The sequence below is a fragment of the Nocardia sp. SYP-A9097 genome (genome assembly GCF_009649815.1).
Classification (GTDB): Bacteria; Actinomycetota; Actinomycetes; order Mycobacteriales; family Mycobacteriaceae; genus Nocardia.
In genome coordinates this window covers 68,481-84,153 of record NZ_WJIC01000013.1, presented here as the reverse complement: position 1 = coordinate 84,153, position 15,673 = coordinate 68,481, and the positions used below count along the sequence as shown (strand labels likewise).

Sequence of the window (15,673 nt, the reverse complement as noted above, 5' to 3'; positions counted from 1 at the left end):
GTAAACTCGCTACGCCGCACTCCACAGCGCCTCGCCCGGCTTTTCCGGATCCACCCACTCCTGATCGAAGTACCACACCAGCCCTTGCGCATCCGCCGCGATCCGCAATGCGATCACCGATCCGAACACCGCGCCCAAACCGTGCGAATCATCCAGCGCCATCTCGATATTCACCACCTGAGTGGTGCCCGCCAAATGCGCTCGAACCCGATCGGCCCCCGGCCCCACCGCCCCGATCAGCGACTCCCCCAATGCCTCCCCCACCTGAGCGACCACCTCCGCCCCGGTCACACTGGAGATTCGCATGCCGGCCCCGGCGGCCTTCCACTCCACGAAAATGTCCTTCTCCGCGGTGATTTGAAGATTCACCAGCGCATCCTCCAACGCCGCCTCCACGACATCGGCACCCTCGAAGAATCCCTCGGCCAACGTCCAAAGATCAGCACTGGATATCCAATCCCACATCTCGGACCCATCCAGCTCGACAAATTCCCCGCAGTACACGCTGATCCACTCCGCCACGGCCCCACCGTAATACCCGAATCACCAGATGGGTGTGGCATGCGGGAGTCAGGGCACGAGGGGGCGGACCTGGTCGGCGACGAACCGGATGAACGCGTCGGGATCGGGTTCGTCAGCTGTCGGTTGCAGGATGACGCTGGTCGCGCCTGCCTCGGACCAGCGCAGGACGGTGTCGGCGATGGCTTGGGCGTCACCGGCAACGCCCACATCAGGGATGGTGTCCCGGTCCTTCGTGCGTAGTTCCGCGGCCACTCGTTCGGCGGCGCTCGGACCGGTTGCCGCCAGCAGGTAGACGACGATCGGGAAGGGCTCGGCGGCAACCGGTTCGGGGCGGGCCGACCGCAGAATCTCGGCCGCCGCGCGAATGCCCTCGGCCGAGGTGGAGGAGGTGAGGACAACGCCGTCAGCGGATTCACCCACCAGCCGAACGGTTTTCGGCCCGGTAGCCGCGGCGAGAATCGGCGGAGCGACGGCAGGCGGCCAGTCCAGCGCCACATCATCCAGTCGGATATACCGCCCCTTCACGGTGATCCGCTGCCCCGCAAGCAATCCACGCAGCGCCTCGAGATACTCACGCAACAACGTCACCGGCGAACCCACCCGCCCACCGACCTGCCCCATCCACTCCTGAACCCCATGCCCCACACCGAATATCCCGCGCCCGGGGAACATCCGCTCGAGCGTGGCAATCTCCATGGCCGTCAAGGCAACATTGCGCAACGGCACCGGCAGCACCCCCACCCCGATCCGCACCCGCTCACTCCACGCGAGCGCCGCTGCCGCACTGGAGATTCCACCCTCCAGAAAACAGTCCTCCCACAACCAAAGCTCCTCCAACCCCGAATCGTCCGCGACCCGAACCGCCTCCCGCAGTCCCTCCGGCGGATTCTCCGGACGAAAAACAGCTCCCAAAGTCGTCATGAATCCATCACTACCAGATTCCGGATCTCCGGACGCCCGTCCCAGTGCTTCAGAGTTTCCCGGGAGGTGGAACCTCCAGCCCGGCTTGACCTTTGCCGCAACGCATGCCTCATCGGGCGTGTAACTCCGGGTAGCATGTGGTGACATGATTCTGGAGGGGAACAACATGTCGTCGAACAGTCACCGAGAGCAGCTCGCTGATCCACGCGCCCGATGGCGCCGCCTGCCCGCCGAACCCGCCCACTACGTCGAGGAAACCCACATCGACGGGAGTTCGTCGAGCTACACGGTGCCCGCCGTCGACCCGACCCAGGACTTCATTCGCCTCTACGGCGGCTAGCACCCGGTTCAACCACGACGAATAGGTCGGCACGAACGCCAGTTCCACATCGTTGGCGGCGCACCATTCCCGAACCTCGCACCCTTGTGGACCGAGGAATTGTTCAGAATCAGGCCTCGAGGATCTGCCGCAGCGTCTAACGGGTGGTATCGGCGATACCGTTGTGCCACAACATCTTTACCAGTTTCGATTGTCTCCACGCGAAAACGTGGACGCGAAGAGTCCGTCAGGTCCAGGTGGCGGTGTCCGGGTTTATGCCTTGGGCGCGGGCGTTGGCGGAGATGACTTGGTGAAGCCAGGTGTTCAGGCCGGGGGTCAGGGTGTTGTAGTAGGTGGCGAAGTCGGGGTCGTCGATGTACGTGCGGGCTATGCAGACTTGCATTGAGTGGGTGCAGTCGAAGTAGGGGGTGAAGGAGCCTCGGTGGCGTTCGGCGAGGGCGTTGGCCTCGGGGGTGCCGGGGGCGATGTCGGCTTGGAATGCCGCTGCCAGTTCGGCATTGAGTGCATTGGTGGAGTCGGTGATCTGTTGCCATTCGGTGGCGGTGCGGGTGGCGGAGCGTTCGGCGTATTGGGTCCATTGCGGGGTGCCGGACCAACGCGAGTGGGCTTCGGTCACCCAATCCGGTTTCCAGTGGTTGCCGAAGATGGCGACCTGTTCTTCGGGAGTCAGCAGGATTCCGGACTGCCGGGCTTCGATCAAGCGGTCGAGGGCTTCCGTCATTTGCTGGAGGTGGGTGATGCGGGCGCGCAGTCGATCGCGTTGCTGGAGTAGGGCTTCGGTGGCCACAGCCGTGGGAGCGTCCAGGAGCGGGGCGATTTCGGTCAGCGGGACATCCAATTCGCGGTAGATCAGAACACGGTGGATACGGGTGAGGTCGGCGGCGGTGTACACGCGGTAGCCGCCGGGGGTGCGGGCCGAGGGGGTGACCAGGCCGAGTGCGTCCCAATGGTGCAGGGCTCGGATTGTGATGCCCACCAGCGATGCGACCGCACCGACAGTTAGGCCGTCGTGGTCAGGCATCGGGGGCGGTGATGCCGATGGAGCGTAGGAATTCGGCTTCGGGGCCGGAGGGGTCGTAGGGGCGGGCGGCGGTCATCACCACTCGGGTGTTTTCGGGGGTGCGGATCTCCAGTTCGGTCGAGTTCCATGGCATTTGGCGGGGACCGGTGGTGCAGCCGGGGGTGAGTCGCTCGCAGGCGGAGGCGATCTCGTCCAATTGGGTTGGGACGCAGGCGAAACTGACAGTTTGTGCAGGGGTCTCGGCGGGGTGGTCACCAGGGACCAACAGGACATCCTGGAAGGCCCAGCGGCGCAGGTGGGTTAGTTGGCCCGGGACGGTGAACAGGTCGAAGAAGCCCAGGCCCCGGGTCCAGAAGTGCACGGATTCAGCCAGATCGGCGGTGGCGACGGTGACGAACATGGGCATTCCGTACAGGCCGTGGAAGAGTTCGGGAGCCTCGGCGTCAAGGGCCGGGACGGGCACCGGGCTGATATCGAAGGCGGGGTAGGTGTCTGCCATGGAACGATCATGAACCCTCCCCTAACGTGAGGGTCAAGTGCATTATCGGGTGGATTGGGCAGAGATTCGGTCGAGTGCGCGGATGATGGCGGCGGCGGGGCTGGTCGGTGATTCGGGGGTGCGCCAGGCGATGAAGTGGTCGGGGCGTACCAGGATTGCGCCGGTGTCGCCGATGCCGGCGGTAGTGCTCCAGTCGCCCGGGATGATTCGGTGTACGGACAACCCGGCCGGGTGTGATTCGGCGACCGATTGGGCGGCGCGCTGCCAATGCCGGCTCGCGGTCAGGAGGGTGAATCCGGGGCCGACGAGGTCGAGTGTGGAGACGCGGTGCCCATCGTGGTCCAGCCAGCGGTGCGGGAGGCGCGAACCTGGGCTGCCGTCGAGATTCAGGGAAAGATCCTCGGTGGAGGGCAGTTTCAGGTCGGCGTCGATTACGGCGGCCGAGTCGTAGCGGTAGCCGAGTTGGACCACGGGCGCGTTGAGCACACCTGCCGCCTGCCGGGCCGCCGCGATCTCCGGTCCACTGCCCCAATGCAATTGGGGGTCGGGTAGTCGTCGCACGGCCTGGTCGAGGGTCGTCTGTGCGACCGGACGACGTTCGGCCGTATAGGTGTCCAACAGTGCGGCCCCGGCCCGGCCCGAGTGCACGGCCGCGATTTTCCACGCGAGATTGTGGCCGTCCGCGATTCCGGTATTGAGGCCGAACGCCCCCAGCGGTGGCACGGCATGCGCGGCATCACCGACCAGGAAGACCCGGCCGACCTGGAATCGGTCGGCGACCAATCCGCGTGGCCGCCAGGGCAATACGCTGACAATCTCCACGTCGATGGTCGGATCGCCGATGGCGGCGCGAATCAAGGACCGGCATTCGTCCTCGGAGAATGCATCGACTGCCTCGGTGCACTCGGTGTGCAGAATCCATTCCTTCGCACCGTCGACGGTGGCCAGCATGCCGCGCACCCCGGGATTATCGACATTGCACGTGACGAATCGCCGCCCTTGTAGATACGAGGTGAGATCGGCGCGAAAGAGCATGCTCATCATGGGATTTCCGAGCGCGCCCGGCCCGGAGACCCCGACTCGGACAGCCTCCCGCACTCCGCTGCGCACGCCATCCGCGCCGATCAGGTAGTCCGCGCGCACGATGGAATCATCGGACAACCGCACCCGCACCCCGTTCGAGCCCTGCGCGAAGGATTCCATCCGGGTCGAATACCGCACCACCGCACCGCGTTCGCGCGCGGCGGGCAGCATGACCGAGTCGAGTCGATGCTGCGGGCAGAGGCCGCGAACGCGTCCGGGACTGATGTCGTCACCACCCCACATCCGCCGCAGCGGCGTCACCAGCGGCAGCGCGGCGAAATCCGTCTCGGCGAGAGTGCGCACGTAAATCTTGCCGAGCCCGCCATCAGTCATATTCACGCACACCGCGTCGACGGCCTCCTGAAGCCCGGCCTCGCGCAACAACTCCGCGGTGCGCGGGCCGAGACCGGTGGCACGCGGATGCGCGGAGGGCCCGTCCTGCGCCTCCACCACCAGCGATTCGATACCCCGGTCGGCCAGGAAGAGTGCCGTCGCGAGCCCGACCGAACCGCCCCCGGCAATGAGTACCGGAACCTGCTTATCCGTCATGAGAATCTCCCTGTGGATACGGTGTTGCCGTAATGGCTACACCGTATCCACAGTGCTAGTCTGTGCGCAACGCCGAATTTCGAACCAGAAGGGCAGGCAATGCTGGACAACACCCCGCAACTCGTGTGGAGCAGGGACCGCCGCACCCCGGCCCGCCGCGCCCCCAGCGTGGATCGCATTGTCGGCGCGGCGCTCACCATCGCCGATAGCGAAGGGCTGGAGGCGGTTTCCATGCGCCGCGTCGCCACCGAACTGGCCTCGGGCACCGCATCGCTCTACCGCTACGTCGCCAATCGCGACGAACTCGTGGACCTCATGGTCGACACCGCCCAGGGCGAAATTGCGGTACCGGAGTTGACCGGTGACTGGCGTACCGATATCGCCGCCGTCGCACACCAATTGCGAGCGACCCTGCTGCAACACCCGTGGCTCGGCGCGGAACTCTCCGGCCGCCCCGCCCTCGGCCCGAATGCTTTGCGCCGCCACGATATCGCGCTCGCCGCGCTCACCCCGCTCACCGGGGACATCACCCTGGCATCCAACATCGCCGACGCCGTCACCTCGTACGTCTTCGGCGCGGTCAATCAGGAACTTGCCGAACTTCGCGCACATCATCGCACCGGACTCACCGAGGAACAATGGCGTGCGACCGTCGGCCCGTATCTGCGCGAGGCCATCGCCACGGGCGACTATCCGCATTTCGCGCGGCGCGTCATCGACGCCGAAGACACCATTCCCCCAGCCCGATTCGACTTCGGGCTGGATTGCCTACTCGAGGGCGTGAGCCGCACCGCCTAACGCGTCGCGGATGGTATCTCGCAGCCAACGTTGAGCCGGATCGGCATCGAGGCGGGCATGCCAGAGCAGACGAACTTCGACCTCCGGTAGGTCGGCGGGAATGGGAAACCAGCGCAGGCCCAAGGTCGAACCGTATTGCTCGGCCAGGCGCTGCGGAACCAGTCCGACATATTCGCTCGAAGCCACCAAGAGTGCGGCGACGGCCTGGGTGGGGACCACGGCGGCTACCTGTCGTTGCAGGCCTTCGGCCTCGAGCGCGTCGTCGAGCGGGCCCCGCGCCCGGCCGCGGCGGGACGCCGAAACGTGCGGATAGTGGCTCAGCTGCACCAGGGTTGGGCGGCGATGCCTGCCCAGCGGGCTGTCGGCACGGACGATGCCGACCAATCGCTCGCGATACAGTGCAGCGGTTCGAATATCGGGGGCGGTGTCGTCGCCCGCACCGATATCCAGATCGATCGAGCCGTCCCGCAGCGCCTCGATACTCTCATTCCCCTCGGTGACGAAGCGCAATGCCACGCCCGGCGCGACCGCTGCCGTGGCCTCCACGGCAGCGGTCACCAATGTCGCGGCAATACCGTCACTGATGCGAATCGTGAAGGTGCGCTGCAATTTTCCGACCTCGAGTTCGCGATCCGCGCTGATCAATGCCGAGGCTTCCTCGAGCAGCGCGCGCACCCGAGGCGCGGTGCGCACCGCGAACGGCGTCGGAGCCATACCCCGCCCGGCGCGCACCAGAATGGGATCGTTCATGGCCCGCCGCAATCGCCCGAGCGCGCGACTGGTCGCCGGGATCGACAGATGCAGGCGTTCGGAGGCCGAGGTGACACTGCCGTCCTGGAGTAATGCGTCGAATACGCGCAGCAGATTCAGATCGAGCTGTTCGGCCATAGTTGCATTGTACGCAATCAACTCTTGCCAAAGTTGCGTCGCGCGCATGCCTGCCTGGTCCATAGCGTGCTTTCCATGGCACTCAATGATCTGATTCGCGATCAACCACCCGCATTGCGGTCATCCGCACCGGTCTCACAGCGGAGTCTGCTCGCGCTCATGTGCGCCTGCGTCGTGCTCGTGGTCGGGATGGTCGCCGCGATCAATCTCGCCGTCCCCATGCTCGCCGCCGGCGCGCTGCACCCGTCCGCCTCGGCACTGGTGTGGATTGTCGACACCTATGTCATCTTCTTCGCCTGTCTGGTGATTCCGGGCGGCGCGGCCGGAGATCGCTTCGGGCGCAAGGGCGTACTGCTGGCCGGGCTCATGCTCTTCGCGGCGGGGGCATTGCTGTCGGCGATCGCGCCGAATGTGGCGCTGCTGCTACTCGGCCGCGCCGTAACCGGCGTCGGCGCGGCGGCGGTGCTGCCCAATACGCTGGCAGTACTGCTGCACGCGGTCCCGGCCGAGCGCAAAGGCGCGACCATCGCGATCTGGGCGTCCATGACGGGAATCGGCGGAGTCGTCGGCAATGTCGGTGGCGGAGCGGTCCTTTCGAGCGGATCCTGGCGCTGGCTGTTCCTCGCCGCCGTCCCGATCGCGCTGCTGCTGGCCGCGCTGGTGGCCGGTTTCGCACCCTGGTCGGCACGCCATGATCGACGACTGGATTGGCTCGGCACGCTACTGCTCGTCGCCGCCTCGGTGGCACTGCTGATCGGCATAGTCCAGGGACCGGAAGCAGGCTGGGGCGGCGCGCTCGTCATCACCGGATTCGTCGGCGCCGCAGCACTGTTCGCACTCTGGACCGTTGTCGAACTGAAGATCGAACACCCACTGCTCGACCCCCGCCTGTTCCGCCTACCGGCGCTGCGCAGCGCCTGCCTGGGCATGACCGCGGTCTTCTTCGGCATGTTCGCACTGTTCTACGTCAATGCGTCATTTCTGCAGTACGCCAAGGGATTCGGCCTGCTGCAAACCGGTCTCGGCATCATCCCGCTGACCATTCCGATCATCCTCGGCGCCCGCCATGTCGGCCGCCTGACCCAGCGCATCGGCATGAACGCCACCATTGCCCTGGCCTTCCTGTTCGTCGGCGGCGGCCTGCTCGGCCTGTCGCTGAGCGACACGCAAACCCCTTATCCCGCATACGCCGCCTGGCTGCTCGTGACCGGAATCGGTGTGGCACTTGCCCTTCCAACCCTGTCCGGAGCGATCGCGGTTTCCCTGCCGCCCGCTCAGGCCGGCGTCGGCGCGGGATTACAGGCCACCACCCGCGAATTCGGCAGCGCCCTCGGTGTCGCCGTCATCGGCACCGTCCTGACCGGGCGGTTCATCGCCGCCCTCCCGCCCGATATTCGCGCCGCTCACGACCCGCACACCGTCGCCCAAGCGCTTGCCGGCACCCCCGACCGCGCCAATGACATTGTGTCCGCGTTCGTTTCGGGCGCCGACCTCGGCTTCCGAGTGATCGGGGTAAGCGTCCTCATCCTCGGCGCACTTGTCGTCGCTGAGTCCCTGCTGTCCCGCAAAACCAAGGAGAACTGACATGGATGTCTTCGTCACCGGAGCCACCGGATGGATCGGCTCGACCGTCGTCGACCAACTGCTCGAGGCCGGTTACGCGGTCACCGGACTCGCTCGATCGGATGCCGCCGCCACCACTCTGGAACGCAAAGGTGTGCGAGCACTGCGCGGCGACCTCGACGACCTGGCGAGTATTCGCACCGGCGCGGACAGCGCCGAAGCCGTTGTCCACCTTGCCAATAAGCACGACTTCGCCAATATGGCCCGCCACCAACAAGGCCGAGCGCGATGCCGTGCGGGCCATAGGCGACACCCTCGCAGGCTCGCACCGTCCCTTCCTGCTCGCCGCCGGCCTGTACTTCGTGGCACCCGGCCGCATCGCGACCGAACAGGACCGCTCACCCTTCCACGGCGTCGATTCCTCACGCGGCGGCGGTGAGAACCTCGCCCTGGAACTCGTAGAGCAGGGCATCCACACGATCATCACGCGCTTCGCGCCCTCCGTGCACGGCGCGGGCGATTACGGATTCATGGCCGGAATCGTGACAACCGCACGCGCCAAAGGGGTTTCGGCCTACATCGACGACGGCACGAACCGCTGGGCGGCAATCGGGCGCGTCGATGCCGGGCGAATCGTGCGACTCGCCCTCGACGAGCGCACCCCGGCAGGCACAACCCTGCACGCCGTCGCCGAAACGGGTATCACCACCCGGGAAATCGCCGAGGCCGTCGCCCGCGGCCTCCGGCTACCCGTCGTATCAATTCCCGCCGAACAGGCGCCCGCGCATTTCGGCTGGCTGAGCCGGTTCTTCGGTACCGACATGGCCGCGAGCAGCACAGCCACCGCCGCCCTGCTCGCGTGGAAGCCCAACCAGCCCACCCTGTTCGAGGACCTGGACAGCGGCTACTACTATCGCTGAGCGCCCAGCTGCGGCTGGGTCACTTGAACCCCGCAATGGCGCGCGACACCCATTCGGCGAAGGTGCGGGTGGGCATCCGAGCAGCCGTTCGACATCGGGGCTGACGGCTTGCTCGGCGGCGGACGGTGTGCCGTCCTGTGCCCAGGCCATGGGACGACAACAGCACCTAGGGGAAAGTGGGATAGGGACAGACAACCGTGCTGACGGGAATCGGCCCCCTCGGTTGAGCAGGCCCTGAAAGCGCGCCGCACTGTGTGGTGCCGGCTAGGGCCTCAGTACGATTTTGCCGTGGGTGTGTCTGCGTTCGAGTTCGGTGTAGGCCTGACGAACCTGCGTCAACGGGTAGACGTTCGCGATCGGGACTTCGAGGTGTCCGTCGGCAATCAGGCCGGCCAATTCGGCGAGCACCTCGGCGCCCGGCCTGACCTTGGTCCCGGGCTCAGTTTTGACCCCATACTTTGCGGCTGCTGCGAAATCGGCGATGGTGTCGATCCGCTCGATTGCGACGCCGAGAGCGAGGGCCAGTTCGACGTACCCGCCGCCGTAGGTATCGATGAAGGCATGGATGCCGTTGGGTGCGGCGGCCTTGATCCGGTCCGCGACGCCGTCACCGTATGCGACGGGGATCACGCTGTGGCTTTGCAGCCACTCGTGGTTGCCCTCGCTCGCCAGGCCGATGACCGTGGCTCCGGCACGGCGCGCGAGCTGAACGGCGAGCGAGCCGACTCCTCCGGCTGCTCCGGAGATGACGACGCTCTCGCCCTTCTCGAGCTGTACGGAATGCACTGCCCCCCATGCAGTCACGCCGGCGACGTACAGGCCGCCCGCCACCTCCCATGAGACGTTCTTCGGTTTGGGGGTGAGGTTGTCGACGTCGACCAGGACCAGCTCGGCCTGGGCGGCCCGCAGCTCGGAGAATCCGATCACCTCGTCGCCGGGCGAGAATCGGTCGGCTCCGGCGCCGATCTCGGCGACAACTCCGGCGAGATCGCTGCCCTGCCCGGACGGGAAGGTCGAGGGAAAGATGTCCGCCATCGCGCCGGTGCGTATGGCCGCCTCACCGGGGTTGATGCCTGCCGCTCTTACCTGCACGAGGACCTGCCTGTCCGCGGGCACCGGGCGGTCGACCTCGTCGATCCGCAGGACGTCGATTCCGCCGAATTCGTCGTACCTGACTGCCTTTGTCATTGTCTTGCTTCTCCTCCGGCGCGCGATGCGCGGCTGACTCGGGAATGGTTCGCACCGGCATGCCCGTCACCAGGGCACTGTTCCGGCATCGTCGAAGAATCCGCCGGTCGGTCCGTCGTCGGGCAGGGTCGCGAGGTGAATCGCGATCGCCGCCCCCTGTTCTGGTGTGCGGACGCCGCGGAAGCCGTTGAGGTCGGTGGCGGTGAAACCGGGGCAGCCGGAGTTGATCAGGATGTTGGTGTCGCTCAGTTCCTTGACGTATTGGATGGTGACGGCGTTGAGGAAGGTCTTCGACGCCAAGTACGCAGCGGGAACCGGGCCCATATCGATGCCGGGCGCGGTCTGCAGGGCGAGCGAGCCCACGCTACTGGACATGTTGACGATTCGCGGTGAGGCCGAGCCGCGCAGCATGGGCAGCATCGCGTTGGTGACCCGGATGACGCCGATCACGTTGGTCTCCACGACAACTCGCACGGTCGCGGGATCGACCGTGGTGGGTGTCTGTGGCATACCGCCGGTGATCGCGGCATTGTTGACCAGGACGTCGAGCCCTCCGGCATAGTCGGCGATCAGCTCGGCCGCGGCAGCGACACTCGCGTCGTCCTCCACGTCGAGCGGCACGCCGAACGCATCGGTCCCGGCCGCGCGCAGCTTCTCCACCGCGGCCTCGCGGCGTTGTCGATCCCTCGCGCCCACACCGATTCGCCAGCCAAGGGCGCCCAGGCCCGCCGCGATCTCGTATCCGATTCCTTTGTTCGCGCCGGTCACCAGCGCGATCGTCCGTTCACTCATGCCGTTGATCATGTTGCCGACCCGGGTGGGGCGTCCAAGACCGATTGGGTGGGCGGCGATACCACACGGGTATTGGCCGTGGTGAGCGCCGGATACGATGCCATGGTGGAGACGCGGGAGTTACGGTACTTCGTCGCCGTCGCCGAGGAGTTGCACTTCGGGCGGGCGGCACAACGGCTCGTGATGGCGCAACCACCGCTGTCGCGGGCGATCCAGCAGCTCGAACGGCGGCTCGGAGTCGTTCTGCTGCAACGCAATTCTCGCGCGATCACGTTGACCGAGGCCGGGTCGGTGCTGCTGCGGGAGGCTCGGACCGCCCTCGAAGCGGTCGAAGCGGCCGAGCGCCGCACCCGCCGCGCCGCTGCCGACCGACCCGGTCTGGTGCTGGCCACCAAGGCAGGAGCATCCCGCGAACTGTTGTCGAAGCTGCTGGACGCCTACGCCGCCGAACCCGGCGCTGTCGCAGTCGAGGTGGTGCTCTGCGGGCCCGGCGAATCGGAAAGCCTGCTACGCGACGGGCGTGCCGACGTTGCTCTGCTCCACCGGCCCTACGACACGACGGCCGGATTCGACACCGAGGACCTGCACACCGAACAGCAGGTCGTGGTCCTGCCCGCGGGGCACCCCCTCGCCAACCGACCCCACATGTCGATGGCCGAGGTCAACGCCCTGACCGACCTGCCCCTACCGCGCTGGCCTCGACCGGATGGTCGATACCCGGACGGCCCCGGCCCGCAGGTCCGCGACCATACCCAGTTGACCCAGCTGATCACGCTCGGACGGGCCTGCGCGGTCATGCCCGAGTCGCTCCGAGCCCAGCTACGCGACGATCTCGCCATCGTGCCGGTGCCGGACGCACCGGCCGTCACGACCGTCATCGCCTGGCCACCACACAGCAGATCCAAAGCCATCGCCGACCTCGTCCGTACGGCGATACGCCTCTAGCCGATAAGATCCGCAAATGCCGCGTACCGCGCGATGTGATGGTCAAAAACGAACGTTTTCGACCCATCACCAGCCGAGGCGACACCCGTCGGGAAACCGGCGGCTCACACCCAGCCCGCCTTGGGTCATAGCCCGTACAACGTCATCGAGTCCCGGAACCGCGCTAACAGCGTGATCTACTACGGCAAGACCGGCGAGCTGGCCTCCAACCGTGCCGACGAGCAGGAGTTGAGTGTGCAGTGCCTGCGGATCGTCCAGGCGTCCCTCGGCTACGTCAACACCCTGATGATCCAGGATCTGCTCGGCGACCCCGATACCGGTGACATCCTGGTTACCCCGGCCGACAAGCGCGGCGTGACCCCGCTGTTCTGGGAACACATCCTGCCCTACGGCGAGGTCAAACTGAACATGACCAGCCGACTCATCCTCAGCGGGTGAGGCAGTCTCGCGTCGCGGCCCCGCCCCGAATTCGTTGTCGCTCAGGGAAGGCCGGGGAAGTACCGAGGGTCGGGATGAGCCACATCCCCGGATCTCAAAAGCTGTTTTTTGAACGTTTTTCTCGCGAGTCGCAGGAAATGCGAACGCTCGCGTGCCTGAACGGCCCTCCGGTGCTCGGCGTTTGCATCAGATGCCGCCGAACGCAAACCGCGGACCCGTATCGAGGTGAGATGAGCTCCCGGCACAGGCGTCCGTGGTGCAGTCGCATCGTCCGGGCGCTGGGAGGTCGATTTCGGGTTGTGGTGCGGCGGTGTGGAGTGGTGAGACTGCGACGTGTTTCTGTTCTCGCCGCGAATGTCATACTCCGGCAAGGTTGTTCATCGCGTATCGGCCTCGGATCGTAGGAGTTTCTTCGAGGGCTACGCACCCGTTATCGCTGTGCTCGGCGGGGTGCTCGTGCGACACTTGATCTCAGGCCGACGTTAGGGGTTTCCGTGACGGGTGGATCACTGGTAGTGGCAGGCTCCGGAATTAAGGGTGTTGCCCACCTGACGCAGGAAGCCGCCGGCTGGATCGCGCGGGCCGACCATGTCGTGTATTGCGTGTCCGACGCCGTGACCGACGTGTGGATTCGACGGCACAGCAAGTCTTCTGATGACCTGTACCGGCTCTATGGAAACGACAAACGACGCGCCCAGACCTACCGCGAGATGGCCAACGCGATGGTGGAGCCGGTTCGCGGTGGTATGAACGTCTGCGGTGTCTTCTACGGGCACCCGGGAGTCTTCGCCAACCCCGGGCACGCGGCGATCCGCACCCTTCGCGACGAAGGATATCCGGCGATGATGCTGCCTGGTGTCTCCGCGCTGGACTGTCTGTTCGCCGATCTGGGTGTGGACCCATCCAGGCCTGGTTGCCAGGAATTGGAAGCCACCGACATGCTGTTGCGCGATAGGCCACTGCTGGTGGAATCCCATGTCGTGTTGTGGCAGGCCGGGTGCGTCGGCGATCTCGGGTTCAACTTCGCCGGCTTCACGAACAAGCATCTCGGGGTGCTGGCCGAGTACCTCGACCGCTTCTATCCACCGGATCACCAGGTCACCCACTATCAGGCATCTCAATATCCGGTCTGTGCACCCCACATCCGCACCTTTGCGTTGCGGGAGTTGCGGCAGGAGCCGTTGACTGGCATCTCCACCCTGTATTTTCCGCCCATCGGCCCACGGCCGGTCAACCCGGAGATGGTCGAGAGGCTCGGGCTGGCCGGTCAACTCTCGGGCACTGTGGCCTCGGTGCCGGCGGCGACCGCCGAGCGTCCACCGAGCCCAAGCAGGAAAGGCGCGATCGACCACTATGTGCCGACCCGCTACCCCAGCCCGCTGGCCGACTACCTGACCGATCTGGCAACCGATCCGGCCCGCCTCGCCGAGCATATGCGCGACCCCGAATCCGCCTCGGCGCAAGCCGCACTCAGTAACGACGAACGCTCCGCGCTCCTCGGCCGGATCGGTGGATCGATCCGCAGGGCGATGAAGGACACTACGGTCCGATGACTCTCCCGACCGCCCGATGGGCGGCCGGGAGGGGCCCGTCGGGCCCGCTAACCGCAGCAAATCGTTTCAAAGGAGGAAGCCATGTACTCACACGAAACGACCGAACCGCAGGGAACCGACCTGCGGTACGCGGTCATGGATGTCACCCGGCAGGCGTCCACCGACGCCTCCACCTTGATGGTGGAAGGCGCCGTCGTCGAAGTCGCGGAAGTCGAAGTCGTCGAAGAATAAGGCTTCATCATCTAGTAGTTGATCTACCCGAGCTTTTCGGAAAGCTCCCAACCGCTGCAGATGTCTAGCTATGCCATCTTCAGAGCTGGCTGTTCTGTCTCGTCAGGTCTGGCGGCGTGGACCGAACAGGGGTGGGTGAGATGACGGGCCTGTACCAACCGATGGCGTTCTCGATTGAGACAGAGAGATTGTCGCTGAGGTTGTGCGGTCCCGAGGATGCAGCCTGCAATCTCGAGTTGCTGGGTGAGCACGAGGGTGGCACCACTGCCACGCTGGCCGAAGTTCGACAGCGCTTGGTCGATCAGCGGGCGAAGGCTCACGAGAACGGCATCGGTCTTCTCGCGATCCGGCGGCGAGCCGAACAGGATCCGATCGGCCATTGCGGCTTCTTCGTCGGCGGCGGAAGCTTCGATGAGCCAGAGATCGGGTATGAGCTTCTTCGTCGCGCACATGGGTGTGGCTATGCGACGGAGGCGGCGCACGCGGTCGTGGACGCTGCCTTCGCGACGGGCAGGCGCCGCCTGTGGTCAACCGTGAGGGCAGGACCGCCGAACTGTCGGCCGACCCGATCCGCAAGTTCCTCGCCGACATCGCCGGACAGGCCCCATCCACCCGCAAGCGCAAGAGGGCGGCGGTGGCGTCGTTCTGTCGGTGGGCGGTGCGCCATGAACTGCTCGAGCACAACCCGATGGACCGCATCGACACCATCGACGTTCCCAAGACCCTGCCCCGGCCCGCGGCAACCGGGGACGTCAAGGCGGTGTTCGACGTGATCTGCTCGCGGCGGCCACGCAAGGACGTGCCCCTGGACGTGCTGCGGGACCGGGTGCTGTTCGAGACCGCCTACGTGTGCGGCGCCAGGGCGTCGGAGGTATGCGGCCTCGAGGTCGAGGACCTCGACCTCACCCTCGACGACGAGCACGTCCGCATCCACGGCAAGGGCGGCACCGTGCGGACCGTGCTGCTCGACGACCGCGGCTACGTCGCGCTGCTCAAGCTCTACCTGGCGCGATCGGGCTACACCTCCGGGGCGGTGTTCCGCGCCAGCATCAACGGCAACGGCGGCCCGCTGTCCTACGACGCCGCACACAACCGCTGGCAGAAACACTGCGCCGCAGCCGGTGTCGGCATAGGAATCCATCAACTCCGTCATAGCCACGCCACCGAGCTGATCAACAGCGGTGTCTCCATCGAGGTCGTGCGCCGCCGCCAGGGACACGCCTCCACCGAAACCACACAGATCTACACCCTGCTCGCCGACAAGGTCGCCGACACCGAGATCCGCGCCGCCAGAAGCAAACGCGAACGCGGCCAACGACGCTGATCGCAACCCCGCGCCGCACTTTGCACTTCATGAGAGCTTCGGGAGTTTCAGCTCGACGCCCCGCGGGTTCAGCGGGAGTGAAGGCGCTTCATGTACCT

Annotated in this window: 16 protein-coding genes and 2 pseudogenes; 10 read left to right on the top strand and 8 right to left on the bottom strand. The window is 66.0% G+C overall.

Features of this window, described 5'->3' with window-relative positions; genetic code table 11:
* Window positions 1–9: 9 nt before the first annotated feature.
* On the bottom strand, window positions 10–522 hold the full coding sequence (locus tag GFY24_RS43040) for a hypothetical protein (RefSeq protein ID WP_153807463.1): 513 nt from the start codon (window positions 520–522) through the stop codon (window positions 10–12).
* A gap of 48 nt (window positions 523–570) precedes the next feature.
* Window positions 571–1,443 carry an LLM class flavin-dependent oxidoreductase gene (locus GFY24_RS24585; protein WP_153807462.1) on the bottom strand — a complete coding sequence of 291 codons (873 nt, stop codon included), beginning with the start codon at window positions 1,441–1,443 and terminating at the stop codon, window positions 571–573.
* 145 nt (window positions 1,444–1,588) lie between these two features.
* Here GFY24_RS24585 and GFY24_RS24580 point away from each other — a divergent pair, with 145 nt between their 5' ends.
* Window positions 1,589–1,783: a hypothetical protein gene (locus tag GFY24_RS24580; protein WP_153807461.1), complete on the top strand. Its 195-nt coding sequence runs from the start codon at window positions 1,589–1,591 to the stop codon at window positions 1,781–1,783.
* 226 nt (window positions 1,784–2,009) lie between these two features.
* On the opposite strand, the gene GFY24_RS24575 is transcribed toward GFY24_RS24580, so the two are convergent.
* From GFY24_RS24575 to GFY24_RS24565, 3 genes are read right to left on the bottom strand one after another with little or no spacing between them, the layout of a single operon-like run.
* Window positions 2,010–2,804, bottom strand: coding sequence for a MerR family transcriptional regulator (locus tag GFY24_RS24575; protein WP_153807460.1), 795 nt, complete (start codon window positions 2,802–2,804; stop codon window positions 2,010–2,012).
* Window positions 2,797–3,303: a VOC family protein gene (locus GFY24_RS24570; protein ID WP_153807459.1), complete on the bottom strand. Its 507-nt coding sequence runs from the start codon at window positions 3,301–3,303 to the stop codon at window positions 2,797–2,799. Before GFY24_RS24570 ends, GFY24_RS24575 begins: the two co-directional genes overlap by 8 nt.
* Before the next feature lie 42 nt (window positions 3,304–3,345).
* On the bottom strand, window positions 3,346–4,935 hold the full coding sequence (locus GFY24_RS24565) for an FAD-dependent monooxygenase (protein WP_153807458.1): 1,590 nt from the start codon (window positions 4,933–4,935) through the stop codon (window positions 3,346–3,348).
* 99 nt (window positions 4,936–5,034) lie between these two features.
* Between GFY24_RS24565 and GFY24_RS24560 the strand changes: the two genes are divergently transcribed.
* On the top strand, window positions 5,035–5,733 hold the full coding sequence (locus GFY24_RS24560; protein WP_153807457.1) for a TetR/AcrR family transcriptional regulator: 699 nt from the start codon (window positions 5,035–5,037) through the stop codon (window positions 5,731–5,733).
* On the opposite strand, the gene GFY24_RS24555 is transcribed toward GFY24_RS24560, so the two are convergent.
* Window positions 5,704–6,621 (bottom strand): LysR family transcriptional regulator, encoded by a 918-nt coding sequence (locus GFY24_RS24555; protein WP_153807456.1) that lies wholly within the window; start codon window positions 6,619–6,621, stop codon window positions 5,704–5,706. The genes GFY24_RS24560 and GFY24_RS24555 overlap by 30 nt on opposite strands.
* A gap of 75 nt (window positions 6,622–6,696) precedes the next feature.
* Here GFY24_RS24555 and GFY24_RS24550 point away from each other — a divergent pair, with 75 nt between their 5' ends.
* On the top strand, window positions 6,697–8,205 hold the full coding sequence (locus tag GFY24_RS24550; protein ID WP_194853008.1) for an MFS transporter: 1,509 nt from the start codon (window positions 6,697–6,699) through the stop codon (window positions 8,203–8,205).
* 1 nt (window position 8,206) lies between these two features.
* Window positions 8,207–9,104 (top strand): annotated as a pseudogene (locus GFY24_RS24545) (NAD-dependent epimerase/dehydratase family protein).
* Between the two features lie 264 nt (window positions 9,105–9,368).
* Here GFY24_RS24545 and GFY24_RS24540 read toward each other — a convergent pair.
* Together GFY24_RS24540 and GFY24_RS24535 are read right to left on the bottom strand one after the other, a co-directional pair.
* Window positions 9,369–10,292, bottom strand: coding sequence for an NADP-dependent oxidoreductase (locus GFY24_RS24540; RefSeq protein WP_153807455.1), 924 nt, complete (start codon window positions 10,290–10,292; stop codon window positions 9,369–9,371).
* Between the two features lie 66 nt (window positions 10,293–10,358).
* Window positions 10,359–11,084: an SDR family oxidoreductase gene (locus GFY24_RS24535; RefSeq protein WP_153807454.1), complete on the bottom strand. Its 726-nt coding sequence runs from the start codon at window positions 11,082–11,084 to the stop codon at window positions 10,359–10,361.
* 48 nt (window positions 11,085–11,132) lie between these two features.
* Here GFY24_RS24535 and GFY24_RS24530 point away from each other — a divergent pair, with 48 nt between their 5' ends.
* The 6 genes and pseudogenes from GFY24_RS24530 to GFY24_RS24505 all read left to right on the top strand — a co-directional run bounded on the left by GFY24_RS24530 (window position 11,133) and on the right by GFY24_RS24505 (window position 15,575).
* Complete coding sequence (locus tag GFY24_RS24530) at window positions 11,133–12,029, top strand: LysR family transcriptional regulator (protein ID WP_309231284.1); 897 nt, start codon at window positions 11,133–11,135, stop codon at window positions 12,027–12,029.
* 120 nt (window positions 12,030–12,149) lie between these two features.
* The gene (locus GFY24_RS24525) at window positions 12,150–12,467 is read left to right on the top strand and encodes a Tn3 family transposase (protein ID WP_153807453.1); all 318 of its coding nucleotides are present in this window, start codon (window positions 12,150–12,152) and stop codon (window positions 12,465–12,467) included.
* Window positions 12,468–12,982: 515 nt separating this feature from the next.
* Window positions 12,983–14,020: an SAM-dependent methyltransferase gene (locus tag GFY24_RS24520; RefSeq protein ID WP_309231282.1), complete on the top strand. Its 1,038-nt coding sequence runs from the start codon at window positions 12,983–12,985 to the stop codon at window positions 14,018–14,020.
* Between the two features lie 81 nt (window positions 14,021–14,101).
* On the top strand, window positions 14,102–14,251 hold the full coding sequence (locus tag GFY24_RS24515) for a hypothetical protein (RefSeq protein ID WP_153807452.1): 150 nt from the start codon (window positions 14,102–14,104) through the stop codon (window positions 14,249–14,251).
* A gap of 140 nt (window positions 14,252–14,391) precedes the next feature.
* Window positions 14,392–14,733: pseudogene (locus GFY24_RS43815) on the top strand (GNAT family N-acetyltransferase); the annotation flags it as partial.
* 41 nt (window positions 14,734–14,774) lie between these two features.
* A complete protein-coding gene (locus GFY24_RS24505; protein WP_309231281.1) occupies window positions 14,775–15,575 on the top strand; it encodes a tyrosine-type recombinase/integrase in 801 nt (266 codons plus the stop codon).
* Window positions 15,576–15,673: the final 98 nt, after the last annotated feature.

What these genes read in the sequence shown, in the direction of transcription:
- GFY24_RS24585 (WP_153807462.1), bottom strand. Translation starts at nt 1,443, where the DNA reads ATGACGACTTTGGGAGCTGTTTTTCGTCCGGAGAATCCGCCGGAGGGA.
- GFY24_RS24580 (WP_153807461.1), top strand. Translation starts at nt 1,589, where the DNA reads ATGATTCTGGAGGGGAACAACATGTCGTCGAACAGTCACCGAGAGCAG.
- GFY24_RS24575 (WP_153807460.1), bottom strand. Translation starts at nt 2,804, where the DNA reads ATGCCTGACCACGACGGCCTAACTGTCGGTGCGGTCGCATCGCTGGTG.
- GFY24_RS24570 (WP_153807459.1), bottom strand. Translation starts at nt 3,303, where the DNA reads ATGGCAGACACCTACCCCGCCTTCGATATCAGCCCGGTGCCCGTCCCG.
- GFY24_RS24565 (WP_153807458.1), bottom strand. Translation starts at nt 4,935, where the DNA reads ATGACGGATAAGCAGGTTCCGGTACTCATTGCCGGGGGCGGTTCGGTC.
- GFY24_RS24560 (WP_153807457.1), top strand. Translation starts at nt 5,035, where the DNA reads ATGCTGGACAACACCCCGCAACTCGTGTGGAGCAGGGACCGCCGCACC.
- GFY24_RS24555 (WP_153807456.1), bottom strand. Translation starts at nt 6,621, where the DNA reads ATGGCCGAACAGCTCGATCTGAATCTGCTGCGCGTATTCGACGCATTA.
- GFY24_RS24550 (WP_194853008.1), top strand. Translation starts at nt 6,697, where the DNA reads ATGGCACTCAATGATCTGATTCGCGATCAACCACCCGCATTGCGGTCA.
- GFY24_RS24540 (WP_153807455.1), bottom strand. Translation starts at nt 10,292, where the DNA reads ATGACAAAGGCAGTCAGGTACGACGAATTCGGCGGAATCGACGTCCTG.
- GFY24_RS24535 (WP_153807454.1), bottom strand. Translation starts at nt 11,084, where the DNA reads ATGAGTGAACGGACGATCGCGCTGGTGACCGGCGCGAACAAAGGAATC.
- GFY24_RS24515 (WP_153807452.1), top strand. Translation starts at nt 14,102, where the DNA reads ATGTACTCACACGAAACGACCGAACCGCAGGGAACCGACCTGCGGTAC.